The sequence below is a fragment of the Arthrobacter sp. ISL-28 genome (genome assembly GCF_018613875.1).
Lineage (GTDB): Bacteria > Actinomycetota > Actinomycetes > Actinomycetales > Micrococcaceae > Arthrobacter.
On sequence record NZ_JAGGPJ010000034.1, the window covers coordinates 52,227 to 75,343 of the forward strand.

Consider the following 23,117-nt stretch of genomic DNA (forward strand, 5'->3'; position numbering starts at 1 on the left):
CCCGCCCCAGAAAACCCGAAATTCCTGATCCGAAAAACCCCTAGAATTAGCGGCAAGAGCGCTATTCATTCAGCTGAATGATTGCTAGAATGGAGGCAGCAGTACAGATCAGACGAACCTAACCAGACGTGATACGAAACCGAGGACTGACAATGACTCTCACCATTTACACCAAGCCCTCCGGATGCTTCGGCTGCACCAAGACAAAGCAGAAATTCGTTGAGGCCGGCCTTCCCTTCCGCGAAGTGGACATCACCGCCAACCAGGCCGCTTTCGAGTACATCACCGAAGAACTCGGCTACTCCCAGGTCCCCGTCGTCGTCTATGAGAAAGACGGCACCGAAAACCACTGGTCGGGACTGGACCCGGTCAAGATCGCGCAGATTATCGCCATTGAACGGCCCCGCCAGGAAGACGCGGCGTCATGAGCGTCAGCGACAGCACCCTCACCGGTGCTGAGCTCCCCGGCTAAACCGGGCCCCCGCCCGCACCCGCACGACGAAGCACCCCCGCCAATACGCAACCAGCTGAGAAGGAACAAAACCAATGAGCGGCGAAAACAGCACCAGCATCACCGGGAACCTCACCGCGGACCCACAGCTCCGCACCGTTGCCGGCACAGCGGTCGCGAACTTCACCATCGCCTCCACCCCCAGAATCTTTGACGCCCAGACCAAAAAGTGGAAGGACGGCGAGACCCTGTTCCTCCGTGCGTCGGTATGGCGGGACATGGCAGAGAACGTGGCCGCCTCCCTGACCAAGGGCTCCCCCGTCGTCGCCTCCGGACGGCTGAAGCCGCGCACGTACGAGACGAAGGCGGGGGAGAAGCGCACCGTCATTGAATTCGAGATTGACGAGATCGGCTTGTCCCTTCGCCACTCGGCCGCCGCGCCGACCGGCCCGCAGCGCAGCCGGAACGAACCTGCAGAAGGCGTCAGGGAGGAGGCCGGCCACCCGGCCGATCACTTCACCATCAGCCCCCGCGAATTCGCTGAAGATGACGCGTGGTTCGGGATCCACGCCAACCCGGGCGGCCGCGTCCACATCGCCGGTGTCACTGACGCCCCGGCATTCCAGGCCGGGGCGCAGGGAAACAGTAAGGAGCAATGAGTGTGAAGAAGGTCGCGGCGTTCACCCCGTATTTCACCGAGGACGAGGCCGGGCAGGTCCGGGCCGCGTTCCTGGCCACGCGCGCGCTGGAGGGGGACGCGAGTGTGTCAGAGTTCATCGTGCGGGCCACCATGCGCGAAGTGAAGCGCTTGCAGCGCAAACACAACCAGGGCCGGAGCTGGGAGCCTGTCCCTGCCGGATCGCTGCGGCACGGCCAGCGCACCAGAGACGAAATCCGCCAACGCGACACCAGGGAGTAAACCATGCCCAGAAAGACCACCGAACCGGACGCGACACCACCGGCCACGACAGCCTCGACGCTGCCCAGGATGCTGACGCTGGAGCAGGTCCAAGAAATCCTGAACGTCAAGGGCCCCCTGGTCTACGCCCTGGTCCGCAGCGGTGAACTGCGCGCCGCGCAATTCGGTGGCCGCGGTTATCTTGCTCAGTCACGTGGGTCGATGCCATTTCTGCCCGGAACTCATGGCGAGAGGGCTTGATTCCGGTGATTGATTTCTGTGCGGTTCGTGAGGATCGTTGGGCCCGGTTGGGTAGTCTTTGGGGCGTGATGTGCTGTGGCTGAGAAGCGGTTTCTGGCGTTGGCTGATGTTTCGGAGATTCTGAACATCTCTTCAGCCCAGGCGTATGCCCTGGTCCGGTCAGGCGAATTGCCTGCGATTCAGGTTGGGGGCCGGGGGCAGTGGCGGGTTGAGTCGCGCCTTTTAGAGGAATACATTTCTCGGGGTTATGAGAAGACGGCCGAGTATATCCGTGCGCAGTCTGCTGAGGGCCGGCCCATGCCGGACGGTGTCTAGCGCTTTTCAGGCAGTCGGGCCTCGAGCTTCGTGACGGGCGCTGCCTCGTTACGTTGTTTCATCATGGTCCTGTTGATGGACTGCGCGGCTCGCAGCTGGTCGTTCAGGTCTTCGACCTGGGCTTCGAGTAGTGAGATGGCGCTGCGTGCCTGTTCAGCGGTCTTGCGTTCTGTGCTGAGTTCGTTTTCCAGTTCGCTGATGTAGCTGGCCATCTGTTCCGGGGTTCTCCCTGCCAGCGCTTCGGCGAGGTTGGTGTTTACTGCGCGTTTGTAGTGATCGCGTTGCCGGGTAACCGTGGCGAGTCGTTCCTGGAGCCGCAGGAGTTCGGTCACTGCGCCTTTGGGTGTCATCCCTGCCTGTTCGTGGCCTTGGGTCCAGGTCGCGCGCTGCTGCGCAGCGGCGCGGGTGACTGCGGTTTTCAGTTCCGGGGTGTTATAGATCAGCCAGCGGCTGACCCCGGCTGCCCTGGCGACTGAGGAGACGGTTAGCAGCTCGGAGCCGTTGATGAGCCGGGTGATTGCTTTCCGGACGAGGGCTTGTTTGGTTTTGCTTTCCTTTTTCTTGGCCGTAATGAGCCCGGCGATGGCTGCCTGCCGTTTTTCGCTCACGTCCGGTCCGCGGTTCGGACGGGTGTCAGTGGCAGCATTCGGCGCTCTCCGGCGGCTTCAAGGTGAGGCGCTGCGGGAGGGATTTGCTGCAGGAGCGTGACGGCGTCATCGATGGCGGCCTTGTCCTCGGGGGTGAGCTTGGATTTTTCCTTCAGCAGCGCGGTGCGCATTCGTTTGTAGGAGCTGATCTCTGCTTTGAGTGACTGGTGGATCCAGGGTTCGGCGATGTCGCCGGCCGCGGCGAGGTCTGCGGTGAGGGCGACGATGTGGGCGTCGATCTGCGGCAGGTGGGCGAGGTTGGCGCGGTAGTACTGGCAGCCGCCGCATTTGTTGCGGACGGGGCAGGATTGTCCGGCTGCTTTGACGTTGCTGGGCTCGGTGCAGAGGCCCAGCGGCGTCGCTACGGATTCCCGGACATAGGCTGCGTAGTCTTTGGGTCCGTGGAGCAGCCCCCGGCGGTCGATCGTGGTGCTGTTGACGGTCTCGATGGCCTGACGCTGTCGTTCCCTGGTGATCTTGATGTATCCGGTGGAGGTCGTGAAGCTCTTGTGGTTCATCAGTTCCTGAATGACGTCAGGTGGAGTGCTGTTGTCGCTGAGCCGTTGGGCGTAGGTGTGGCGCCAGTTATAGAGGCCCATCCGGGACCTGGTGAGGAAGTCGGCTGGTTTCGTCGGGTCGGCCCGGACGTCCGGCAGCTTCCGGATCCGGTCGATCCAGCGCCAGTAATTGGTGTGAAAGCCAGTGGGCGTGATGTGGGTCCGTGACTGGGGGCCATAGCGCCGTGGCGAGGGAAACAGGTAGCCGGCAGCGTCGGGGTGGACGTCCTCGATGCTTTGAAGCGCGTTCTGCCAGGTCTGGATGACGCGGGCGGTGGAGCGGTGGATGGGAAGTTCAAGCCCGTACTCGTCCGTTTTGTGGCTGTTGTAGATGATGTAGGGCTGGCCGTCGTCGGTTTCCCGGAGGGTGTCGCGGGGCAGGGAGTAGATTTCCGTGGGCCGCCGGCCAAGGTCTCGCAGCAGCTGGTAGATGGTCTGCAGGCACCGGGACGTTCCGCTCATACGGTGACTTGGGCCAAGCTCCGTTCGGGTTACTGCGCCGTTCAACATGGACGTGGGGCCCAGGAACCGTGCAGCCCAGATGGCCAGAGTCCGGCAGCATGTGCATGTCCTCCAGCCTCAGGCCGAGTACTTCGCCGGCCCGCAGGCCGCAACGCAGCATCAGCAAAACCATGAGCCTGTCCCGCGGCCTCTCGACCGCATCCAGGACACAGCTGACCTGTGAAGGGGTCAGGACCACCGGCCGCCGCTTGATCTCCCGCGCCTTCACCAGCCTGGCCGGAGCCGTCTTCCATTGCCCCTCGGGGCCAAGGGACGCCACGGCGTGGCGGCCGCCCTCCACCGTAGCCCGCAACTGATCAGTCCCGAAGCCCTGGGCCACGGCATAACGCAAGAACACCATCACGGCCGTCACATGAGCATTGACCGTTTTCCCCGACAACCTGGCCCCACTCCTGGCAGGCAACCCTTCAAGGCTGGCCTTGTAAGCGGCGAGCTGGTGAAAGCGGAGCCCTTCCCATGCGGCCTCCGTTTCAGCGCACCAAGAGAGGAACCTCGCCAGCCTTAGCTGATAAGCCTTTTGAGTATTGACGGCACGACCCGAATGCGCCAACCACAACGCGTAACCACGGCATTCCTCGCTCAGGACGAACAGGTCATCCACCACAGCCCAAACGATCACGTCTTTCTCGACCGTCACTTCCACCGCTTGGAACATCCGCATAAACGGAAGCTACCGAGGACGAATCTAGGCAAACAACAGCCAACACCCGTCTAGAGGATTAACTGTCGCCAAACTATCCGGATGCGGATTCGACCAGTAGGTTTCAAGCCATGGTTGCTCTGGTGTAATACCGCAGCTCCGGGGACTTCAAAGGCACACATGCGTCTATTGCCCGGCGATGAGTGTAGGCTTCGAAATCATCGTGGGACGCTAGTGCTAGAAGCACCTTCTAGAGGGGGAAGCATGGGTGCCATAATTTTCGGGTCCATACTGCTGATAGCTGGCGTAATCGGCGTACTGACGGCACAAAGGTCGCTGAAAAAAGGTACTCGAATAATCAACTCGCTCGCACCCAATTCGGATCATCGAACGGCCCTCCGAGTCGGAACCACCTTTCGATGGATCTATGTCGTCCTTTGCTTCGTGGTCGGAGTCGGAATGATCTTGGCCGGCGCTCTAGGTACTCTCAAGTGAGGCATGACGCGGGATGAGCTACAACGCCTTTTCGTCCATAGTGCTTGTCCTGGTGGGAGTCGCGTTGATCGTTTTTAGACGTCCTCTATCCCGGCTTCAACTCATAGCACTGGCCACTTTTGAGCATTTCAGGAAGAACCCCGAGATCTATCTCAAGCGGCTGCGTGTGGCCGCGGTAATTTTCGGGGTGCTGTTCATGCTTATCGGCTTTTTCAGATATTTCGCAGTCTAGATCCTTCTGCAGGAGGATCTGCCGCCTGTGCGTTAAGCGGTCCCGGGGCGGTCAGGCCCACCCCCTCACACACCGAGTGATAGGTGTGCGTCACGCAGGGATGGAAGCCAAAACATACGATTCTTGCAGTCGCTACCTAGCAAGATAACCGCGGTATTTGGCGGGTCCGCGAAAGCGATCTCCTGGCCTACATTGACGAAGCCTTCAACAGGACCGCCGAACGAATAGCCTCGGGCCAGATCCCGGAAAAGGACGTCCCGGCGGAAGACTGAACACCCCTGCCAAAAACCGCAAGGCCGGCACTCTCAAAGGTGCCGGCCTTCGCCGCGCTGTGGTGTGGAAACCGTCGTGGTGCCCCGGCCGCGGAAGCCAGCCCAGGCTAACGGTCAGGGTGGCCACCACGGTGGCCACCCGGAGGAAAGGGGTCGGCGGTCCTTAGTGCTGCACGCTCGAGGGTTCGGCGCGGTCCGCGCTGGGAGCCACTGCACTGTCGGTGGATGCGGTCCTGCCGGCGGCTTTCCGGCGGCGTCCGGCGGCCGCCGGCTCGAGGCCGAGCTTCTTCAATTCCTCGCCACTCCAGCCGTCCTTGGTAGCACGGACGTAAGCGCGCTTGTCTTCGCGTTCCGCGTCGGCCAGCTGCTCTTTCAGGTCGGCGACCCGCTGGCGGGCTTTGACCAAGTGCGTGACGGTTTCGATGCGCGAGTCGAGGAGTGCACGGGCCTGGTTACGTGTCTGTTCAATGTCGATAGTCGCCATGGTTCCTACCTTAATCGCGTTGACCTGCGGGTACATTGCAAGGCCGGTGCCGTGTTGTCGTCAGCGACCCACTCCGAGGTCTGGTTGCCGGCTGTACGTCGCATGGGGCCCGGGGTCGGCGTGCTGACCTGCAGGTGGCTGCACCCCTGGTACGGGGTCCGCCGGGAAGTTGAGACGCGCGACTTTGATGCTTGCCGGTAAGTCGTCAAGGCCTGGGCACGGGGCAGCACGTTTGTCATATTCAGCCAGCACATCCGTTACCGAGGTGCGCTCGTACGCCCGCACCAGGGCGGCGCGGGAGGGGATGTCCTGAACGACCATGCGTGCGAGATCCCCAACGTGGGGCTGCTGGTGCTCGGAACGATCTCGCGCAGTCGCGCGGTGAGTTCGGGCAGCCGGCCCAGTTGGCTGCCAGTCAGCGGCCGGATCTCGACACCATCGAGATAGGCCCGCGCCCCCCGTAGATTGGCGGTCTTTCCCAGAGCGGCTCCGGCACCAGGGTCACCAGGCGCACTGCGGCGCTGTGGTGGGCGGAGATGTAGGCATTCATGCCTGTCTGATCTTTCAGGTGACCGTTTGCGACGTCACGGATGCAGACCTCCAGTTCCCAAGGGTCCTCCTGGATCCAGGGGTCATCCGGGAAGTGTTCCTGGGCGGCCCTGAGGATGTGGTCGAGCTGTGCGACCGGTGCGAAGCTGACTTGCGTGTACAGGAAGTCGCGCCAGTTGTCCTTGGCTGGTTCGTAGCGGATGTGGTCCGGTTCCATGGTCTGCTCTCCTTCGATTGCTGGGTTTTGATGCCGGCCGGTTTGGGTATTCCGGTGGCCGGGCGGGCGGCCGCGGGAATGAATGTCCTGGGTGCAGGGGAAGCAGCACCAGGAGCCGGTAGCCTCGCCCCGCTGCTAGCCGGTGATCAGGACTTTCCTGTCACGCCGGAAGGCGTGTTCGTGGCTGGGCACGTCGTGCAGGTGCGCGTTTGCCGGGTCCTCGAGCCAGTCGTCCACGTCGGGGGCGTAGTAGCCGATGCTGCGCGGGCCGAGCCGGAAGTATTCGGGTCCGATGCCGGCGGTACGCCAGCGGCGCAGCTGTGCCACGGGGATTCCGTAGTTCTGTTCCACGACGGACGGTGAGATGAGAGCCATGACTGTACCTTTCGCTTGCCCCATGCCGCGTTCCTTTCGGCGCGCCCGAAAGCACTTGACCGGTGAGGGAATTGGCCAGTCGGAGTCTGCGGACCGTGGAATACCGGAGCGTAGCGAGGATATGCCGCGAAAGCCGCAGGCGCAGACTTGCCAAGGAAGGACCGGGCAGTAGCCTCAAAGGCCGAAACGGAACGACGCAGTCGTTTTTCAGAGACATCCGACGCGAAGCGTCCTGCAGGGCAGTCCCTAGCCTGATGCATCCGCCCGGACATCAGGTGACCAGACCGCGGCGGAGCAAGCTGGGAACTTAGCCGGGCTAAGTTCGTGTCGCTGCCCGGATTGTCATCCGGTGCGCGGCAGACTGGTGTCTGGTCCCGGGATTGTCCGGGTCGCTGCGCTGGCAACCAAGGAAAGGACGGGGCAGGGTGACGGAGGGCAATGGCGGTGGAAGTCCCGCCGCCGGCGTGCGAACGTGGACGGCGGCCGGGTGCACCGTCACGAGGTCAAGGTCAGCCCCGAAGAAGAGGCCCAGCTCCTTGCCCTGGCGGAGAAGCACCGTGTCACGATCCCGCGGCTGCTGGTCGAAGCGGCATTGAATGAGGACAGTGAAAGTCCGTCGGAGCGGCGGGATCAGTTCATGCAGCTGTCGACCCTGCAGCGCCTCATCGGAAGTGTTGCGAACAACGTCAACCAGATCGCCCGGCACGCCAACACGGCCGGGGAAGTGCCGCCGGACGCGGTGGCGGCGATCGCCCATGCCAAGAGCGTGATCATCCGGATCGACCGGCAGCTCGCCGAGATGGCCGGGAGGTGATTGCCCGGTGATTCCGAACATCACCGTTGGTGACCGCATGGCCGGGCTGATGATCTACCTCGCCGGCCCGGGCCGGGCCAATGAGCACGAGGAACCACACCTTGTTGCCGGTGACTCCGCGCTTCTGGCCTGGCACGACGACAACGAACTGAACCGGGACGCGGCCCTGGACATCGCCAACGCCCTGGACCGGGCCCGGCAGTTCTACAAGACCGAGGTCGACGGCGGCCACGTGTTCCACTGCTCACTGAGCCTGGCCGCGGAAGAAGGACAGCTCACGGACGGGCAGTGGGGTGCGATCGCGACCGACTTCATGAAGGACATGGACTTCACCGGGGACGGCGGGAAAGCCCCGGCGCGGTGGGTTGCCGTCCGTCACGGGCTGAGCAAGAACGGCAACGACCACATCCACATCGTCGCCTCCATGGTGCGTGATGACGGCACCAAATGGAACGGCTGGAAGAGCAAGTACAAGTCCCAGCAGGCCGCCCGGGCCTTGGAGAAAAAATACGGACTCAACGAACTCGGTGCCGTCCGTGCGGAGCGGGGGTACACGCCGGCGGAACAGGCGAAGGCCGCCCGCCAGGGGCTGCCTGAGGTGGAGCGCCACAGCCTCGCCCGGACGGTTCGCACCTGCGCCGCAGCAGCCACCGACGAGGCAGAGTTCGTCCGCCGCGCACGGCAGGAAGGCCTGCTCGTCCGGCCCCGTTACGCTGCCGGCCGCACCGACGTTGTGACCGGATACTCCGTCGCGGAACGCCCCCGGAAAGGGGAGCGGGCCGTGTGGTTCGGCGGCAACTCCCTGGGCCGGGACCTCGCCCTGCCCAAACTCCGTGCTGTTTGGGAAAGCACCCCCGAAACAGCGACCGAGGCTGTCGCAGAATGGAACGCCGCGGCGCGCAACCGCCGCCCCGTGAAACCTGGCAAGGAAACCCTGCAGCCCTCTGTCGGGCTGTGGGAAAAATACGCCCATGACGTCAGCGCCTTGCGTGAGAGACTCGCTGCTACCCCGCACACCGATCACGCAGCCTGGGCCCAGGCAGCGCGCGAAACAGCGGCAGCGTTCGGTGCCTGGTCCAGGCGCATCGAACCCACCCCCGGGCCGCTGGCCGACGCCGCACGCGAGCTCGCCAAGTCCGCGCAGTTGCGCCGCTACCCGAACCGCCGCCCAGTGGGGTTGCCGTCGGCGCGGGGTGCCAGCATGATTCTGCTGGCGGCGACGTCCAAGAGCGAACGGGCCGCGTACGCGCTGCTGTTCCGCCAGCTCGCCCAGACCGCCCGGGCCATCCACGACATGCACAAAGCCACCGACGACCTGCGCCGCGTCCGCGGCCTCTCCGCGGCCGTCATCGCCGCCAGCAAGGCCGTCGAAGCCAGCGCCGCAACCCAGACCACCACAACCCGGGCAGTGACGATGGAGAGCCTTCGTCAACAGCACCCGGAAGCCAGCGAAGAAGCCCTCCGCGCCCGGCTCATCGCCGAACGCTCCAGAGGCGGCGGCCCGCCCATCCCACCACCACTCACCACGGCAGAAAAGGTGCTGCAGCAAGCCGGAGCAACCCGGTCCGACGAACCCAACCGAAACCACCATCCGAATCCAGGCATCGAGCGATAGGGGAAGAGCATGAGCGAAGCAGACGGAATCGACGAAGCAGTAGACGGAGCCCTGCGCACCGGCCTCATGGTCGCCAGCCGCATCGGCGAACAGTTGGCCAGGATGCGGGCGGAAGACCAGCGCACAATCGCGGCCGCCGAGGAACACCGGGCCCGGCAACTCCAGGAACGCTTCGACGCCCAACGCGCAGCAGCCCGCGCCCAGCTGGCACCCGTTGCACGGGAGGACTGGTGGGACAAAGCCACCCCCGCAATGATCGAACGCGCCCACGAGACCGCCACCGCATGGAAGACCTACGACCCCATCGCCGCCCAGGCAGCAGAGACAATCGGCGACCAGGTCCAGTCCCGGTACGGCATCGATGTGAACAACACCGGAGCAGATGAACGGTCCGTGTCCGAAGCCCTAGCCCGCGCCCAGCAGGCCCGCTCCGAGGCCGAAAAAGAACGGACGAAAGCCTCAACAGCGCGCACCGACGAAGTGATCGCCGGCTCAGCCATGGTAGGCGCGAACAGAGAGGACCAGGCGGCCGGTCAGACGCAGGCGGAACCTGCCTACGATTCCCCAGAGCGCCGGCAACAGCTCGCCGAAAGCCTCGAAGGCAAAGGAGACCGCGAAGCGGTCAACGCCCGCCTCCTGGCTGACAAACACCAGGGAACACCGGCGACGGCGGCCGTGGCGCACAAGCCCTCCCTGGCCACGACATCAAAGATGGCCAAGCAGGTCAGCAAGGGAAAGACACTCGAACGCGGCGGACTCGAACGATAAGTGGCGCGCCTATCGCACTGCTGCGGAGGCAGGTTCGTCCCTCTCCTCAGGAGAGGGTGCGGGAATTGTGCCACAGCCTGTGGCGCAATTGAGGATCGGTAGGGTGGGATGCATGACGTCCTCCGAAATTGACCTGCCGGCAGACTATGTGGAGCTGCTCGAGGCGCTGAGAACACGTGTTTCAGACGCCAGGATCCAGGCCCAACGGACCGTCAACACCTTGCTGATCGAGCTCTATTGGTCTCTTGGCAGGGACATTCTGGCCCGTCAGGACAGGCAAGGGTGGGGCAGTGGGGTCATCAACCGGCTGGCCAACGATCTGCGTACATCGTTTCCGGATATGAAGGGCCTCTCCGCCAGGAACCTGCAGTACATGACAGCAATGGTGCGCGCCTGGGGTGGCATGAGTCCAAATGTGCCACAGACTGTGGCACATTTGCCGTGGGGTCACATCAGAACGATCCTGGACAAGGCTGCCACTGCCGAGGAGCGGAACTGGTATGCCGCCGCGGCGGTGCAGTACGGGTGGTCCCGTAACGTCCTGCTGAACATGATGATGAACCGCTCAATGGAGCGAACCGGCGCCGCTCCCTCGAACTTCACCCGTCAGCTTGCTGCCCCGGATTCCGAGCTGGCCCAGCAAATGGCCAAAGACCCCTACAACTTCGAGTTCCTCGGCCTTTCCGGTGAAGTCGCCGAACGCGATCTGGAGAACGCATTAACCAGCAGGATCACCGAGACACTGCGCGAACTCGGCCCTGGCTTCGCATTCGTCGGCCGACAGGTTCACTTCAACGTGGACGGCGAAGAGTACTGGGTGGATCTGCTCTTCTTCCACATTGAGCAATCCCGGTACGTCGTCATCGAGCTCAAAACCGGCAAGTTCCAGCCGGAATACGCCGGCAAGCTCAACTTCTACGTCGCCCTCGTTGACGACATGCTCCGGCGCGACCACCACAACGAAACCATCGGCATCCTCATCTGCGGTACCAAGAACGACCGCATCGTCCGGTACAGCCTCGGACGCTCGACCTCGCCCATGGCCGTGGCCGCATACACCTACGACAAATTACCTCCCGGGGAACAGCAGACGCTGCCCGATGAAGACCACCTCACTGCCGCGCTGGAATGGGCCGCCGACACTCAAGAGGCTGAAGGGAAGGTCGACGGCTGAGCCCGGCTCTCGGATCAGCCCTTGGCAATCAATTAGGAGTTAGTCGGTAGGTGGTGTTCGCTGGACGATGCGGTACACCGTGCTTCGGGCGACCTTGAAGATGTCGGCGATCTCGACAGTCGTGTGTTGCCCTCCCTTGTAGAGGGCTACCACGAGGGCTTCCTGGTTCTTGCTGAGTTTGGGCTGTTTGCCGCGCAGGCGGCCTCTGGCTTTGGCGAGCTGCATGCCTTCGCGAGTTCGCGCGCGGATGAGGTCCGCTTCGAATTCTGCCACCATCGCAAGGACGTTGAAGAGCAGCCGGCCGACCGGATCCAGGGGGTCGTGGATGGATCCGCCGATGCTGAGCTTCACTTCACGCCGGGTGAGGTCCTCGACGATGTCCCTAGCGTCGGGGAGTGACCTGGCGAGACGGTCGAGCTTGGTGACGACCAAGGTGTCTCCTGCCCGGACCGCGGCCATAGCTTCCCGAAGCCCCGGCCTGTCGCGGCTCGTGCCGGTCAGCCCATGGTCAACGTAGATCCGTTCAGTCGGCACCCCGAGTGCCATCAGTCCATTACGTTGGACAGTGAGGTCCTGCTCATTCGTGGACACCCGGGCGTACCCGACGAGGTGGGCGCTCATGGGCGCCAGTGTAGTACTTGAGCCACCGTCAGCGGGCAGTTTTCTCGGGCACGGCATACGCACATTGAGAGGGCAGTATTCACACCGAAAGCCTGCGCTACGGGAGTGGCCGCAATGCGTCGCGCTGGGGGACCGTTATACGCGACGGCCTGATGTGGCCACGGACCGCGACAGTTCGACTAGTCCGGCACGGCAGCAGAAATGGCCGCTCTCCCGTCGGAGAGCGGCCATTTCTGTGAGGTGCGGTCGGCATTGCGCCGGTAGGGTCAGCTAGCTCCTGGAAGCCTTGACGGGAACCTTGCGGGCGGCCGGCATTTCGGAGCTCAAGGGGGCTTCTGCGCCAACAGCGCCGTCCGCCGGGGAAGCCGACGCTAGGTCTGCCTCAAGGCTTGAGTTCTTGGATGGCTCCTTGATCATCGTTGCTGCGATCAGTGTCAGGGCGATGCAGCCGGTGATATACCAGAAGAAGGTCGATTCCATGCCGACCTGCTTCAGGGCCAAACCAATGGGCTCGACAGTTCCGCCGAAGGTTGCGGCGACGAGGGCGTGGGGGAGTCCGACGCCGAGGGCACGGACCCGGGTGGGGAACATTTCGGCTTTGATGATGGAAGCGCAGGCCGTGTAGCCGGAAACGAACACGAGGCAGAACATCATCAGTCCGAAGGCGGCGAAGACGTTGGTCGTGTTGGCGAGGATGGTCAACACGGGCACGGTGATGATGGTGCCGCCGATGGAGAAAAACAGCATGACCTTACGCCGGCCGTAGCGGTCGGACAGGCCGCCGACCAGTGGCTGCAGGAACATGAAGATGAAGAGGGCTACGAAGCTGATGACGCTGGCATCTTCCTTGGCGATGCCTGAGGTGTTCACCATGTATTTCTGCATGTAGGTCGTGTAGACGTAGAAGCTGACGGTTCCGCCGATGGCCAGGGCGAAGACGGCGAAGAGCTGCTTGGGGTATTGGAGCAGGGCGCGCAGGGAGCCGACGGGCTTCTTGCCGAAGGCTGCGGTCTCCGCTTCACTGCGGGCCTTTTCGAGCTTGTAGTGTTCGGACTCGTCCATAGAGCGGCGAAGCACCATGACGAGAAGGCCGGCGACGGCGCCGATGATGAACGGGATACGCCATCCCCACTCACCCATTTGTTCGGGGCTGAGGAGGCGCTGGAGCAGGATCATAGCCAGGAGGGCCAAGAGTTGGCCGATGATAATGGAGACGTACTGGAAACTGGAGAAGAATCCGCGCCGGCCAGGGGTCGCGACCTCGGAAAGATAGGTTGCGCTGGAACCGAACTCGCCTCCGACGCTCAAGCCTTGGACAAGCCTCGCGACGACGAGCAGGATGGGGGCGAAGATGCCGATGGTGTCGAATGATGGCGTGAGCCCGATCATCAGCGATCCGGCGCTCATCAGCAGGACGGATGCCGCCAGTGCGTTACGACGGCCGTGGCGGTCCGCGTACATGCCCAGCAGCCAGCCTCCCAAGGGGCGCATCAGGAATCCGACGGCGAAGACTGCGGCGGTGGACAGCAGCTGGGCGGTCGCGTTGCCGGTTGGGAAAAATTCAGCAGCGAAGTAGATGCTGAAAGAGGCGTAAACGAACCAGTCGTACCATTCGATCAGGTTTCCCAGGCATCCTTTGACGACGTTGCTGACCACCCGCGGCTTGATCGGTGCGGGTGCGGCGATTTGAGTGTTCACTTGAACTCCTTTGTTCTTGTCGGTGTTGCCAGGTGTACTGCCCTGCCTGCCGTTCCGGAGGCTTGCGCCTTTGAACTACGTCCACTGTGTCTGAGGTCACCCGCACTGGACAGGGAATCTGCGATTTCTTAGCCGTCCCTTAAGGCGGCCGCCAAAAGAACCGTCTGCGAGAACACCAAACGCTACGAAAAAGCCGGGCCCGCCATTGCGAACCCGGCTAAGCCAGCTGTGGGGAGATGCGCAGGCATCTGCAATAAGCGCTCCTAAACTCGGACCAGGCCGATGGATTGGTCACTGGCTCCTTCCGTGGCGATTCGCTCGTCAAAATGTGCAGCAAGCAGTTCCCCGGCGTGCATGAGGTGTTCTTCCATTTCTCTCCGGGTCGTCTCGGCATCCTTGGAACGGATGGCTTCGAGGAGTTTGGAGTGGTCATCTACGGTTGCTTTCGGCCATCCTTCGATACTTGAGTAGAAACGCCGGGGTACGTAGCGGGAGACAAGTCTCATTGCCCAGATGATTTTCCTCGAGTCCGCCAGAAGGTTGATTTGCGATGGAAGGCATGGTTTTTTCTTCCAGCAGCTCGTCGTCGTGCCGCGCTGCCGCCGCTATGAGTTCATGGTGCAGTGCTTCCAGTTCTAAAAGGTCCTTCTCGGTGGCGTTGAGTGTGGCCCGTGCTGCAAAGTCCCCCCGATGAGTGCCGGGACCCTGAAGATGTCTCGTATGTCATTTCCAGTCAGTGCAGCCACTTGGAAGCCCTTACGGGGCACGAGCTCCAGGAATCCCTCAACGCGCAGCGATTGCAGGGCCTCCCTCACCGGGGTTGTGGAAATTTCGAGTGTTTCTGCCAGCACCTCCGGGCGAACTAAGGTGCCGGGACGAAGGCTGCCGGACATGCGGATGAACCCGCGTTGGCTCGGTCACGTCACTTTCTCCTTGCTACAACTCAAAAACTACGGCATTGCCGGGAAAGAATTGGCCCAGCTTCCCTGAGCGGAATGTCGCTAAGCATGGTTTCTCTTATAGGCTTCAACGGCTCCCGTATGGAGGGGGATCCCGGAGGTGTAGATAATTGAACGTGTATCCAAGAACTGAATGCCTACGGTCCCGGGTGGAACCAATTCGGCGGAGCGTCGGATCAGGACCTCCACGACGCCGCTGACTACGTCGTTTGGGAGGTCGGGCCTGGCAAGCAAAATAGTCGAAATGCCTACAGAAGCTATCTCGGTTCCGGACGAGTAGAGGCTTTTGGGTAGGGTCACCGGCTGGTACACGGGCCCGTACTTGGCCTGGAGGAACCGCTGCTCGGCGGCCAGGTCCAGCAGCCTGATGCCAGACGATGGGCCGCGGCCTCCGCTTGTGTCCATCTGCGGATGCGGTACACCGCCGGCAAAGAGTGCTGCGTCCACTTCGCCGCTCGCCAGCGCATCCAAAACCTTGGTAACAGGTACTTCGCGGATGCTCACATCAGTTTCCTTCATGCCTCCTGCCTCCAGAAGCAGGCGTCCGGCCCTGATGGTGGCCGAGGTGGCCCCGAGGCTGATGGTCTTGCCGCCCAAATCAGAGACGCTCCGGATGGGCGAATCAGCCGGTACTGCGAACTGGAGATAATTCAGATACAGCCTGCCCACCGCGTGTAAACGGTCTCGTTGTGTCAGGGCTACGTCGGCCAGCACCAAGGAGAAGTCGAGCTTCCCGGTCAGGATGCTTTCAAGGTTTTCCACGGAGCCATCGGTAATTTTTGGCTCGAGGGTAAACCCGGCGTTAGCGCGCTCGATTGCAGCGACCAGGGAGTGCCCAAAGTCGTTGAAGAAGCCGCTGAGTTCCGCAGTGCCCAAGCTGAACGTGCGCTTCGGTACGCTGCAGCTTCCCGCCAGAAGGGCAGCCGCAGCGGCCACTGTCCCGGTGAGCAACCGCCGTCGGGTAATCCGGGTGGGGTTCACGGACGTCACCGGGCCATTCCCCCTCGGGCAGAAGGTATCGACAGCACAATGGTGAGTCCGCCGCCGGGGGTCTCCCGCCCTGTTACTCTGCCGCCGCTGCGTTCAATGAGGGCTTCCACGATGGACAGGCCCAGGCCTGTACCACTTGGAGCCTTGCCGTTCTCGGGCGATGCGCTGGTGACGGTGCCACGGAAGAACCTCCTGGTGATCAATTTCAATTCGGAGGGCAAGACGCCGGCGCCGTCGTCGGTGACGGTGACGTCGACCAAGCCTCCGGCTGTTCCTGCAGGGTGCAGCGAGTCTACGAAGATGCGCACGGTGCTACCCGGGCCGGCATATTTGCAGGCGTTGTCCAGAAGGACGTCGAGTGCCTGTTCCAAGCCGCCGGTGTTTATAGATGCCGGGTCCTCAGCCGGGCCATCCTGTACCTTAATGGTCATGTCTGAGGCGGCGGCGGTTTCGGCCCAGGTGTCTGCCCTGTCCAGTGCGACCATGTAGGGGAGGCAGGACTCGGTGCTTGCTTGTGGTACCCGAGGGGTTTCGGCTACGGAGAGGGCTAGTAAATCGTCGAGGATCTCTTCCAGCCGGAGGGCCTCGCCTACTGCGCGTCGGTAGCTCTTGGTGCCTTCGGTTTGAACGTGCGGTTCCAACAGGTCCAAGCGCAGCTGGAGCGCAGTAATGGGATTTCTCAGCTGATGGGCGGTGTCTGCTATGAGCCTGCTTTGCGCTTCGGCGGAGGTGTGGACGGTGGTGACCATTCTTTCGAAGGCTTTGGACAGCTGCCTGAATTCGGGTGGGCCGCTCTCAGCGGTATCCGGCAGGTGTGCCGGTTCATCGCTCGTGGAGGTCAGAGCATGTGCGAAGGGCAGACTGCCGGTAAGTTCCTGCATACGGTGACTCACCTTTTCAAGGGGCCGGAGGACCCACCTGCTGAGAGCGAGTGCCAGCACACCGAAGCAGGCCACTGCGGCGAGTGCACCAATCCCGATGAGGAGCCACGCCTGGAGGATGTCGTTGCGGGGGCTTTGAGTGGACGCGACGATCACCACGGCGCCGTTGACCTGTGCCCCGGTTCCGATCGGTTTGGCGAAAACGGCTGTCGGTGGACTCCATGGGGTGAGCAGGTCCAGTCCGGAGGAGCGTTCGTTCCGCAGTGCGCGCCCAACGGCGGCGGAGACTTCCGGATCGTCCAAGGTTGTTCCATCGGCCCGGGGGGAAGCGCCTCGGGTGGAGACGACTGCCACGGCGTCACCGTAGAGACCGTTGTAGGCAGCTATCTCCTCAAGCAGGAGCCCGGTGCCGCTGTTTCGAACATAGCTGTCTGCGAGGTCCCCGAACCGTTGAAGGTCCCCGTCCTTGCTGAGGACGAACTGGCGTGTGCGGAGGTCAGCCGACGCCAGGGCCAGGGGGACTGCGAATCCTGCCACGACAATCGCCCCAAGGATGGCCAGCACCAGGAGCAGCCGGGTTCTCACGGCTCGCCGGTCCAGCGGTAGCCGAAGCCCCGGATTGTCTCGATCAGACCGGGACGACCGATCTTTGAGCGCAACGCTGTCATATGGACATCGAGCGAGCGTGACACGGCGACGAAAGCGTTGCCCCAGATCTGGTCCATCACCTGCTGGCGGCTGACTGCCGTTCCCGGGCTGTCGACCAACATTTCGAGGAGTTGAAACTCCTTGGTCGTGAGGGCAATGGTTGTCCCGGAGATCTGCAATGACCGGGCAGACAGATCCACAGTGATGCCACCGAACTCTCGAAGATGCGTGCTGGCCGCAGATGCCCGCTGGGCCCGCCGTCGTATGGCTCCGATTCGGGCCAGCAACTCCGTGATACGGGCCGGTTTGACCAAGTAGTCGTCGGCGCCGTTCCGGAGGCCACGGACGACCGACCGTTCTTCGTCGCGGGCCGTGAGGACGATGACCGGTACCGCTGAAACCTGGCGGAGGCGGCGCAGCACTTCGATGCCGTCCATGTCGGGAAGCCCCAGATCAAGCAGGACGAGGTCGAAGTCAGGATGCCGGGTCAGGATTTCGATGCCTCGCGACATACGATGGGCTGTGATCCGGTTGGCTTCGAGCGCGTCGACCATCGCGCTGGCTACGCCGTCGTCGTCTTCGACAACGCCAATGCGCATGTCTGGTTCCTTCCACTGGGTCAGAGGGGGCTGGTCGTCGGGACAGGGATGGGTGCCCGCTCAGCCGGGGGCGGGCAGGAGTCGTTTTAGGCGGCCGGTGTTCTCCAGTAGCAGTTTCAGAAGTTCCTTTTCGGGCGCTGATTCCGGCAACAACAGATAGTTACGGCGGGCGCGGGTGATGATTTTGCCGGCTATGGCGAAGACCCGGTAGCGCCAGCGTTTGATGCCCCAGGCCTTGGCGCGGTGGCCGTCCGGGAGGGCGGCGAGCTGGACCCAGGAGACAGGTTGAAGGCCAGTGCTGCGATGTTCGCCCAAGCCTGGTTCGCGGCGAAGTCGAAGAACGGCAGTTTGCCGAGGCCGGTGTTTTCAAAGATGCGTTCCTTGGCTTCCTGACGTGATCGGCTGCGCCCGGACTTGCCAAAGGAGATGGACACGTGTCTCAAACCTCTTGGAACTGGACCGCGGCCACGCTGCTGAGGATTTAGGTGCGAGTATTGCCCCCTGTCCCCGGCCCTTCTCGGGGAGACATTCGGCAGAACGGTAGGTTCCTTACGCACACAGGCGACCAGACATCTGAGCAGGGCGCGTAGTCGCAAAAGCGACACGGCAAACCGTGCCCCAGCAGTTGCGCACTCCGTCTTGCCTAGGCGCAGCACAAGGGATAGCACCAGAGGCCGGCTGCGATATCCGCAGTCGGCCTCCGGGGCTGCTACTTAGCCCGGCGACGAAGTGCGCGTGAACTCGGGAGGGTGAGACGGCAAGCGCTTCGCACTTAGAGCGAGCTGGGAAGCAAAATTGCCAGCCATGCGAGTCCGGGGCCGGCGGCAACGACAATTCCCGCATAACCCAGCATCTGGCGGTAGAACTTGTCCCGATCGTCCTCATCGACGTTCGCGAGGACAAGTGCTCCGTTTGTTGAGAAGGGGCTGACGTCCACAACGGTGGCAGCTATTGCGAGAGCCGCCACAAATGCAATGGGATTGATGGTGCTGGATTCCAGGAACGGCACGGCCAAGGCAATGGCGACACTGATGATACCCAGCGAAGAAGCTACCGCCGAAGTGGCGCCTGCGAGATAACAGAGCAACATGGCGGCGAGAAGGGGGATGCCAATGCTCGAAATCCCGGAGCTGACGAACTCGACGGTGCCGGCTGTCTGCAGGACGTTGATGAACGTGAGGATGCCGCAAACCAGTACAGCTGTAGGCCAGCTGACTTTGTTCATTGCGTTCTTAGCAGCGGGTGGGTTGATGATGGCCAGGACCAAGGCGAGGCTCATCGAGAGGACTCCGATATCCAGGTCGAAGGCGACGGTTCCCACTGCCAAGGTGGCCAAGGCGGCCAGCGTAACCATTTGATAGAGGGTGGGCTTCGGACGGGATACTGACGGCTGCAGCCGAGGACCAGCCTGTGGCTGTGCGGGGGCTGCAACGGCGATGCCTCCCCCCGAGGGGTATGACGATGCCCCGCCGGGAGTCTTGGCGATGACAGCATGGCCGCCGGATGCGGCGACGCCATTGTCGAGGCCTTTGCCGTTGATCATCAGACCTTTGGCTTTGTGGCCACCCATGGCGAAGTACAGGATTGCGGCGACGACGGTGTTAAAAACCAGGGGCGCGAAGAAGAGCACGAGGGGATCGGTCGGGAGGGCGGCTTTCGTGAGATAACTGTCGATGAAGGCGCCGTATACGCTGATCGGGGAGAACGCGCCCGCGAGGGCCCCGTGAACCACCATCATGCCCATCATGAGTTGGTTGATCTTGAAACGGCGGGCGAACGGGATGGCCAACGGCGCAATGATCGCGACAGAGAACACCGCGCCGACCGACATTAGCAGGGTTGCCAGTGCAAAAAAGACCCAAGGGGACGCGGCGACTTTGCCACGGACTAATTTCAGGCTCCATTGCACCAGCAGGTCAATGCTTCCGCTTAACTGGGCGAAACCAAAGAGGAAAGTGAGACCCAGCAGAGCCAGGAAGAGTTCACCCGGAAAGCCCGCGATAACTTCCTTGTTCGTCATTCCTACTACTGGGATGCCTACCGCGAAGGCGGCCACGAAGCCGAGAACGCCCATGTTCACGGATCGGATGGTTCCTATAAGGAACAGAGCGATCAAAACGGTGATCGATATCAATTCAGGGGACATAAGGCCTCGAAGATTAGGGTGGAGCGACAGTTGAGGTTCGGCGACCACGAGCTCCTAGAGTGAGGACTCGGACGGTTAGCCGAAGTGATATTCGCAATTACGAATCGAACCGAGTGTGCCCCACGTCATGTTGGACTGTCAAGAGGGGCACACTAAAGTGCTTGACACCGCCTGATGGTCCGGACTATTCCGCAAATACGGATCCAGCTCCGAAGTTTTCCAGTATGATTCCAGATACTCAAAGGAGGCGAAGTGCGCGAAACGGACACAAAATCAAGCTTTTGGTTCGCGGTGACAGGGAAGATGAAATCTTGGCGCCCGCCTGCGCAGCGACTGAACGCCCCGGTAATTTTCGAGATCATCGGGAAGCAACGCGACTTGCGAATCTGGAAACCTCCCGAATCGTCCCTCGCCACTACTTCTAGGCGGAGCCGAGGTGCCGGCTGACGTCGATAGGGTCGCGAGACGGCGGAGAGAGTCGGCTCCGCGCCCCCTGCCCACCCGTGGAACCTGGGCCAGCCGCCGAAGCCGGCAGAGAGTACCGGCTGCAGCCCCCTTTAGCGATGACAACCCGGAAGCAGAGGAGCAACCGGTGCTTTTTGCAGTGCATGGACGTCAGATTGAAGACCGATGTCGAGTCTCTGGGAAAAGTCAGCAAACTGAAACTCCCGTCAGGGTGTCCCAGAAAACCATATGACCGCACACAAGGCAAAGGACCCCGCTTATGAGCCGGGCCCTTTCTGCTGGAGGTGGGATATTGGCGGGATGACCCACGCGTACAGGCCAGGCCTGATCGCTCAACCGTTGCTGGACGGCTTCCAGGCGCGGATCAAATCGAGCAGTCCGGGGAAGCGTCTGTTGAGGTCTTCCGTGCGGAGTCTACTGCGCCGTTCCAAGCCATATTGGCGTTGCTGGATGAGTCCGGCGTCACGGAGAGCCCGAAAGTGGTGGGTGAGTGTTGATTTAGGGCGGTCGAATCCGAACCAGCCACAGGTGTGGTCGTAGGCTTCGGCCTCGAGCATGAGCTTGCGGACAATAGTGAGCCTCAAGGGATCGGCCAAGGCGGCAAAGACGGCTTCCAGCTTCAGCTCCCCCTCGGCGGGTTCAGGGAGCGGGTCGGGCAGTTCAATCAGACCCTTGCCATTGGGCCTTGCGGAATTGGACGGTGGGGGCATGGCATAAAGATACTTCTTGTACGAGTTTTGTCAAACTGGTACTGTTCGAGAAAACTCGTACATTTCAACGGAGAGTTCTATGACCACAACCGCCAACACCGACAGGGCGACAGGAGAACCCGGCGCCACGCCACAGCAGCCCAAACGTCGGCAGATGATCTCGGGCGCGTTCCTCGTAACGGCCGTCTTTGCGCTCTCGAATTCACCAACGCCGCTATACGTTCGATGGCAGGCGCAGCTGGGATTCTCCGCCGGGACCCTGACGCTGATTTTCGCCGCTTATATCGCTGGTCTGTTGCTGACACTCCTAATTGCTGGCCAGCTCGCGGACCGGTTGGGCCGCAAACCCGTCCTGATACCCGGCCTGGTACTCGCGATCGTAGCTTGTCTCCTCTTCGCAATCGCCGACTCCGTCCTCCTTCTTGGGCTCGCGCGGTTTCTCACGGGGATCGCCGTCGGCGTGATTGTGTCGGCTGGAATGGCGGCTGTAGTCGACTTGGGCGGGCCCGCCCGGAAAAGGCAGGCCTCGCTCGCCGCGTCCGTCGCCATGGTTCTTGGTGCGGGCCTAGGCCCCCTACTTGCAGGCACTTTCGCTCAAATCTCTCCTGACCCAGTCCTGCCGCTGTTCACTACCGAGCTGATCATCCTTGCCAGCGCGCTGGTCGTTGCCGGAACACTTCCCTTGAAGGGCCACCGCGAACGGGCAGCACTTGAGGACGCCACGAAGGGCGTGTGGCGACTGCCACAGGTCCCTCACCAGTACCAGATGCACCTGCTATACGGCATGGTTATGTTTGCGCCGGGCATCACCGCCACATCCTTTGTGCTCTCCCTAGGGCCTTCCCTGCTCGCAAAACTGCTCAACGTCAGCAGTCCCCTCATTGCTGGCAGCATGGCCTGCATCATGTTCCTAACTGCTACCGGCGTCCAGCTCGCCGTCAGCAGACTCTGCGTCCGGACGATCTTCTTGCTGGGTTCGACCGCCACCATTGCGGCGATGATCACTTTGGTAATCGCAGTCAATGCCTCCCAGGCAGCATTCCTCGTCATCTCCGCCGCCTTGGCCGGCGCCGGACAGGGGTTGGGGCAGCTTGGCGGGCTCACCCTTATCGGCACACAGGTGCCTGGCACTTACCGCGCCGAGGCGAACTCCATTCTCAATATCGGCGGGTACATATCGGCCGGACTCATCCCTGTTGCCACCGGATTCCTCATCGACGGCGCCGGCCTCGGAACAGGTGCAACCGCCTTCGCCACCATACTGACCGCAGCGTCCATAGCTGCCCTCGCTTTCGTCCACCGCCGACTTCAACGAACGTAGTGCACGACAGCGGTAGCTGAATGGCAAAGAGACGGGTAAGGCAACTGGGATCGGTTTCTCGGGCTGAGATGCGTCGGCTCCTAATCGGCACCGTATCGACTGAGTTCGAGTTCGAACTGGCGTCGGCGGTCAAACGTGCCGGGGGGACGAAGCCGGGGTGTGGAGATTGGGATGTCGTCCAGGTCGCTTGCATCGCCAAACCCCTTGTCGGAAGAAGAGCCGGACGATGCCTAAAAGGATCGCGCCTACAGCGCACCCAGCCCTGGGCTGTCCTAGGCGTCACCGCCGGCGGATCTCTCCTAACCGATGTTCCACATGCAGTGTGAACGGCCCGGTGGTGTCTGCGTCTGGTAGTCGTTGCCGGGCCTGCAACGGGCAGAGCGGGCAGAGAGCACGCAGGGATATCCACCCACGGCACCATTTTGGCCTTCCGGGACTCGTAACGGCACGCAGCTCAACAGTGCACCGGAGGGCAAAAAAGGCCTCCTGGGTCACCCGAAACATCGCCAAGAAATCAGAGCTACGTGCATAACGACGGAAACACGCGGCAACAAGAGCTGCATAGTCCACCACCATCTTCGAATCACAAAACGGGACTACGAATCCTGCTTTCGTACGGCCTCCGCGGGAAGCAAAGCCTCAAAAGGTCCGCTTCGACACGTCATCTAGAGACGTAGACAACGATGGTCCTTGACACGCAACGCACAAGCGATGAAACTTGCATTCGTAACTACGAAGTCAGTTTCGGGTTACCGATACGATTGAGTATCTCGAACGACGAAGTTCATCTGAA

The 23,117-nt window shown here is 62.1% G+C and carries 26 protein-coding genes; 11 read left to right on the top strand and 15 right to left on the bottom strand.

Annotation, left to right across the window (positions count from 1 at the left end; genetic code table 11):
• Positions 1-152 precede the first annotated feature (152 nt).
• The 5 genes from J7E80_RS20155 (at position 153) to J7E80_RS20175 (ending at position 1,925) form a co-directional block, all read left to right on the top strand.
• Positions 153-428, top strand: coding sequence for a glutaredoxin family protein (locus J7E80_RS20155; RefSeq protein ID WP_215054000.1), 276 nt, complete (start codon positions 153-155; stop codon positions 426-428).
• A 118-nt stretch (positions 429-546) separates the two neighbouring features.
• On the top strand, positions 547-1,110 hold the full coding sequence (gene ssb / locus J7E80_RS20160) for a single-stranded DNA-binding protein (RefSeq protein ID WP_215054001.1): 564 nt from the start codon (positions 547-549) through the stop codon (positions 1,108-1,110).
• Complete coding sequence (locus J7E80_RS20165; RefSeq protein ID WP_215054002.1) at positions 1,107-1,370, top strand: ParB family protein; 264 nt, start codon at positions 1,107-1,109, stop codon at positions 1,368-1,370. The genes ssb and J7E80_RS20165 overlap by 4 nt, the downstream gene beginning before the upstream one ends.
• Before the next feature lie 3 nt (positions 1,371-1,373).
• A complete protein-coding gene (locus J7E80_RS20170; RefSeq protein ID WP_215054003.1) occupies positions 1,374-1,610 on the top strand; it encodes a helix-turn-helix domain-containing protein in 237 nt (78 codons plus the stop codon).
• A gap of 75 nt (positions 1,611-1,685) precedes the next feature.
• A complete protein-coding gene (locus tag J7E80_RS20175) occupies positions 1,686-1,925 on the top strand; it encodes a helix-turn-helix domain-containing protein (protein ID WP_215054004.1) in 240 nt (79 codons plus the stop codon).
• On the opposite strand, the gene J7E80_RS20180 is transcribed toward J7E80_RS20175, so the two are convergent.
• The gene (locus J7E80_RS20180) at positions 1,922-2,533 is read right to left on the bottom strand and encodes a DUF6262 family protein (protein ID WP_215054005.1); all 612 of its coding nucleotides are present in this window, start codon (positions 2,531-2,533) and stop codon (positions 1,922-1,924) included. The two genes, J7E80_RS20175 and J7E80_RS20180, sit on opposite strands and share 4 nt — an antisense overlap.
• Positions 2,530-3,591, bottom strand: a complete 1,062-nt coding sequence (locus J7E80_RS24000; RefSeq protein WP_251037142.1) for a tyrosine-type recombinase/integrase — start codon at positions 3,589-3,591, stop codon at positions 2,530-2,532. Before J7E80_RS24000 ends, J7E80_RS20180 begins: the two co-directional genes overlap by 4 nt.
• Positions 3,592-3,761: 170 nt before the next feature.
• On the opposite strand from J7E80_RS24000, the gene J7E80_RS24005 reads away from it, so the two are divergent.
• Positions 3,762-3,947, top strand: coding sequence for a hypothetical protein (locus J7E80_RS24005; protein WP_251037143.1), 186 nt, complete (start codon positions 3,762-3,764; stop codon positions 3,945-3,947).
• Positions 3,948-5,453: 1,506 nt separating this feature from the next.
• On the opposite strand, the gene J7E80_RS20190 is transcribed toward J7E80_RS24005, so the two are convergent.
• The 3 genes from J7E80_RS20190 to J7E80_RS20200 all read right to left on the bottom strand — a co-directional run bounded on the left by J7E80_RS20190 (position 5,454) and on the right by J7E80_RS20200 (position 6,939).
• Positions 5,454-5,774 carry a hypothetical protein gene (locus J7E80_RS20190; protein WP_215054007.1) on the bottom strand — a complete coding sequence of 107 codons (321 nt, stop codon included), beginning with the start codon at positions 5,772-5,774 and terminating at the stop codon, positions 5,454-5,456.
• Between the two features lie 415 nt (positions 5,775-6,189).
• Positions 6,190-6,540, bottom strand: coding sequence for a hypothetical protein (locus J7E80_RS20195; protein WP_215054008.1), 351 nt, complete (start codon positions 6,538-6,540; stop codon positions 6,190-6,192).
• 135 nt (positions 6,541-6,675) lie between these two features.
• A complete protein-coding gene (locus J7E80_RS20200; RefSeq protein ID WP_215054009.1) occupies positions 6,676-6,939 on the bottom strand; it encodes an AlpA family transcriptional regulator in 264 nt (87 codons plus the stop codon).
• A gap of 325 nt (positions 6,940-7,264) precedes the next feature.
• On the opposite strand from J7E80_RS20200, the gene mobC reads away from it, so the two are divergent.
• The 4 genes from mobC to J7E80_RS20220 all read left to right on the top strand — a co-directional run bounded on the left by mobC (position 7,265) and on the right by J7E80_RS20220 (position 11,286).
• Positions 7,265-7,729 (top strand): plasmid mobilization relaxosome protein MobC, encoded by a 465-nt coding sequence (mobC, locus tag J7E80_RS20205; protein ID WP_311380899.1) that lies wholly within the window; start codon positions 7,265-7,267, stop codon positions 7,727-7,729.
• A gap of 7 nt (positions 7,730-7,736) precedes the next feature.
• Positions 7,737-9,344, top strand: a complete 1,608-nt coding sequence (locus J7E80_RS20210) for a relaxase/mobilization nuclease domain-containing protein (protein ID WP_215054010.1) — start codon at positions 7,737-7,739, stop codon at positions 9,342-9,344.
• A 9-nt stretch (positions 9,345-9,353) separates the two neighbouring features.
• Positions 9,354-10,112: a hypothetical protein gene (locus J7E80_RS20215; protein WP_215054011.1), complete on the top strand. Its 759-nt coding sequence runs from the start codon at positions 9,354-9,356 to the stop codon at positions 10,110-10,112.
• A gap of 112 nt (positions 10,113-10,224) precedes the next feature.
• The gene (locus J7E80_RS20220; RefSeq protein WP_215054012.1) at positions 10,225-11,286 is read left to right on the top strand and encodes a YhcG family protein; all 1,062 of its coding nucleotides are present in this window, start codon (positions 10,225-10,227) and stop codon (positions 11,284-11,286) included.
• A 39-nt stretch (positions 11,287-11,325) separates the two neighbouring features.
• On the opposite strand, the gene J7E80_RS20225 is transcribed toward J7E80_RS20220, so the two are convergent.
• The 10 genes from J7E80_RS20225 to J7E80_RS20265 form a co-directional block, all read right to left on the bottom strand.
• A complete protein-coding gene (locus J7E80_RS20225; RefSeq protein WP_215054013.1) occupies positions 11,326-11,907 on the bottom strand; it encodes a recombinase family protein in 582 nt (193 codons plus the stop codon).
• Positions 11,908-12,177: 270 nt separating this feature from the next.
• A complete protein-coding gene (locus tag J7E80_RS20230) occupies positions 12,178-13,605 on the bottom strand; it encodes an MFS transporter (RefSeq protein WP_215054014.1) in 1,428 nt (475 codons plus the stop codon).
• A 263-nt stretch (positions 13,606-13,868) separates the two neighbouring features.
• Positions 13,869-14,150 (bottom strand): FCD domain-containing protein, encoded by a 282-nt coding sequence (locus J7E80_RS24010; protein WP_311380900.1) that lies wholly within the window; start codon positions 14,148-14,150, stop codon positions 13,869-13,871.
• Between the two features lie 90 nt (positions 14,151-14,240).
• Positions 14,241-14,498: a GntR family transcriptional regulator gene (locus tag J7E80_RS24015; protein ID WP_251037145.1), complete on the bottom strand. Its 258-nt coding sequence runs from the start codon at positions 14,496-14,498 to the stop codon at positions 14,241-14,243.
• Positions 14,499-14,606: 108 nt separating this feature from the next.
• Positions 14,607-15,554: a TAXI family TRAP transporter solute-binding subunit gene (locus tag J7E80_RS20240; protein WP_215054015.1), complete on the bottom strand. Its 948-nt coding sequence runs from the start codon at positions 15,552-15,554 to the stop codon at positions 14,607-14,609.
• Positions 15,551-17,020, bottom strand: coding sequence for a HAMP domain-containing sensor histidine kinase (locus J7E80_RS24020; RefSeq protein WP_215054016.1), 1,470 nt, complete (start codon positions 17,018-17,020; stop codon positions 15,551-15,553). Before J7E80_RS24020 ends, J7E80_RS20240 begins: the two co-directional genes overlap by 4 nt.
• A complete protein-coding gene (locus J7E80_RS20250) occupies positions 17,017-17,682 on the bottom strand; it encodes a response regulator transcription factor (protein WP_215054017.1) in 666 nt (221 codons plus the stop codon). Before J7E80_RS20250 ends, J7E80_RS24020 begins: the two co-directional genes overlap by 4 nt.
• Positions 17,683-17,742: 60 nt before the next feature.
• Positions 17,743-17,997 carry a hypothetical protein gene (locus tag J7E80_RS20255; protein WP_396020818.1) on the bottom strand — a complete coding sequence of 85 codons (255 nt, stop codon included), beginning with the start codon at positions 17,995-17,997 and terminating at the stop codon, positions 17,743-17,745.
• Positions 17,998-18,454: 457 nt separating this feature from the next.
• Positions 18,455-19,828 (bottom strand): SLC13 family permease, encoded by a 1,374-nt coding sequence (locus J7E80_RS20260; protein WP_215054018.1) that lies wholly within the window; start codon positions 19,826-19,828, stop codon positions 18,455-18,457.
• Between the two features lie 797 nt (positions 19,829-20,625).
• Positions 20,626-21,003 carry a helix-turn-helix transcriptional regulator gene (locus J7E80_RS20265; protein ID WP_215054019.1) on the bottom strand — a complete coding sequence of 126 codons (378 nt, stop codon included), beginning with the start codon at positions 21,001-21,003 and terminating at the stop codon, positions 20,626-20,628.
• 79 nt (positions 21,004-21,082) lie between these two features.
• Between J7E80_RS20265 and J7E80_RS20270 the strand changes: the two genes are divergently transcribed.
• Positions 21,083-22,324: an MFS transporter gene (locus J7E80_RS20270; RefSeq protein WP_215054020.1), complete on the top strand. Its 1,242-nt coding sequence runs from the start codon at positions 21,083-21,085 to the stop codon at positions 22,322-22,324.
• Positions 22,325-23,117 lie beyond the last annotated feature (793 nt).

Excerpts from the sequence above, each read along its gene's own strand:
- J7E80_RS20155 (WP_215054000.1), top strand. The coding sequence starts at position 153 with ATGACTCTCACCATTTACACCAAGCCCTCCGGATGCTTCGGCTGCACC.
- ssb (WP_215054001.1), top strand. The coding sequence starts at position 547 with ATGAGCGGCGAAAACAGCACCAGCATCACCGGGAACCTCACCGCGGAC.
- J7E80_RS20165 (WP_215054002.1), top strand. The coding sequence starts at position 1,107 with ATGAGTGTGAAGAAGGTCGCGGCGTTCACCCCGTATTTCACCGAGGAC.
- J7E80_RS20170 (WP_215054003.1), top strand. The coding sequence starts at position 1,374 with ATGCCCAGAAAGACCACCGAACCGGACGCGACACCACCGGCCACGACA.
- J7E80_RS24000 (WP_251037142.1), bottom strand. The coding sequence starts at position 3,591 with ATGAGCGGAACGTCCCGGTGCCTGCAGACCATCTACCAGCTGCTGCGA.
- J7E80_RS24005 (WP_251037143.1), top strand. The coding sequence starts at position 3,762 with ATGAGCCTGTCCCGCGGCCTCTCGACCGCATCCAGGACACAGCTGACC.
- J7E80_RS20190 (WP_215054007.1), bottom strand. The coding sequence starts at position 5,774 with ATGGCGACTATCGACATTGAACAGACACGTAACCAGGCCCGTGCACTC.
- J7E80_RS20195 (WP_215054008.1), bottom strand. The coding sequence starts at position 6,540 with ATGGAACCGGACCACATCCGCTACGAACCAGCCAAGGACAACTGGCGC.
- J7E80_RS20200 (WP_215054009.1), bottom strand. The coding sequence starts at position 6,939 with ATGGGGCAAGCGAAAGGTACAGTCATGGCTCTCATCTCACCGTCCGTC.
- J7E80_RS20215 (WP_215054011.1), top strand. The coding sequence starts at position 9,354 with ATGAGCGAAGCAGACGGAATCGACGAAGCAGTAGACGGAGCCCTGCGC.
- J7E80_RS20220 (WP_215054012.1), top strand. The coding sequence starts at position 10,225 with ATGACGTCCTCCGAAATTGACCTGCCGGCAGACTATGTGGAGCTGCTC.
- J7E80_RS20225 (WP_215054013.1), bottom strand. The coding sequence starts at position 11,907 with ATGAGCGCCCACCTCGTCGGGTACGCCCGGGTGTCCACGAATGAGCAG.
- J7E80_RS24015 (WP_251037145.1), bottom strand. The coding sequence starts at position 14,498 with ATGTCCGGCAGCCTTCGTCCCGGCACCTTAGTTCGCCCGGAGGTGCTG.
- J7E80_RS20250 (WP_215054017.1), bottom strand. The coding sequence starts at position 17,682 with ATGCGCATTGGCGTTGTCGAAGACGACGACGGCGTAGCCAGCGCGATG.
- J7E80_RS20260 (WP_215054018.1), bottom strand. The coding sequence starts at position 19,828 with ATGTCCCCTGAATTGATATCGATCACCGTTTTGATCGCTCTGTTCCTT.
- J7E80_RS20265 (WP_215054019.1), bottom strand. The coding sequence starts at position 21,003 with ATGCCCCCACCGTCCAATTCCGCAAGGCCCAATGGCAAGGGTCTGATT.
- J7E80_RS20270 (WP_215054020.1), top strand. The coding sequence starts at position 21,083 with ATGACCACAACCGCCAACACCGACAGGGCGACAGGAGAACCCGGCGCC.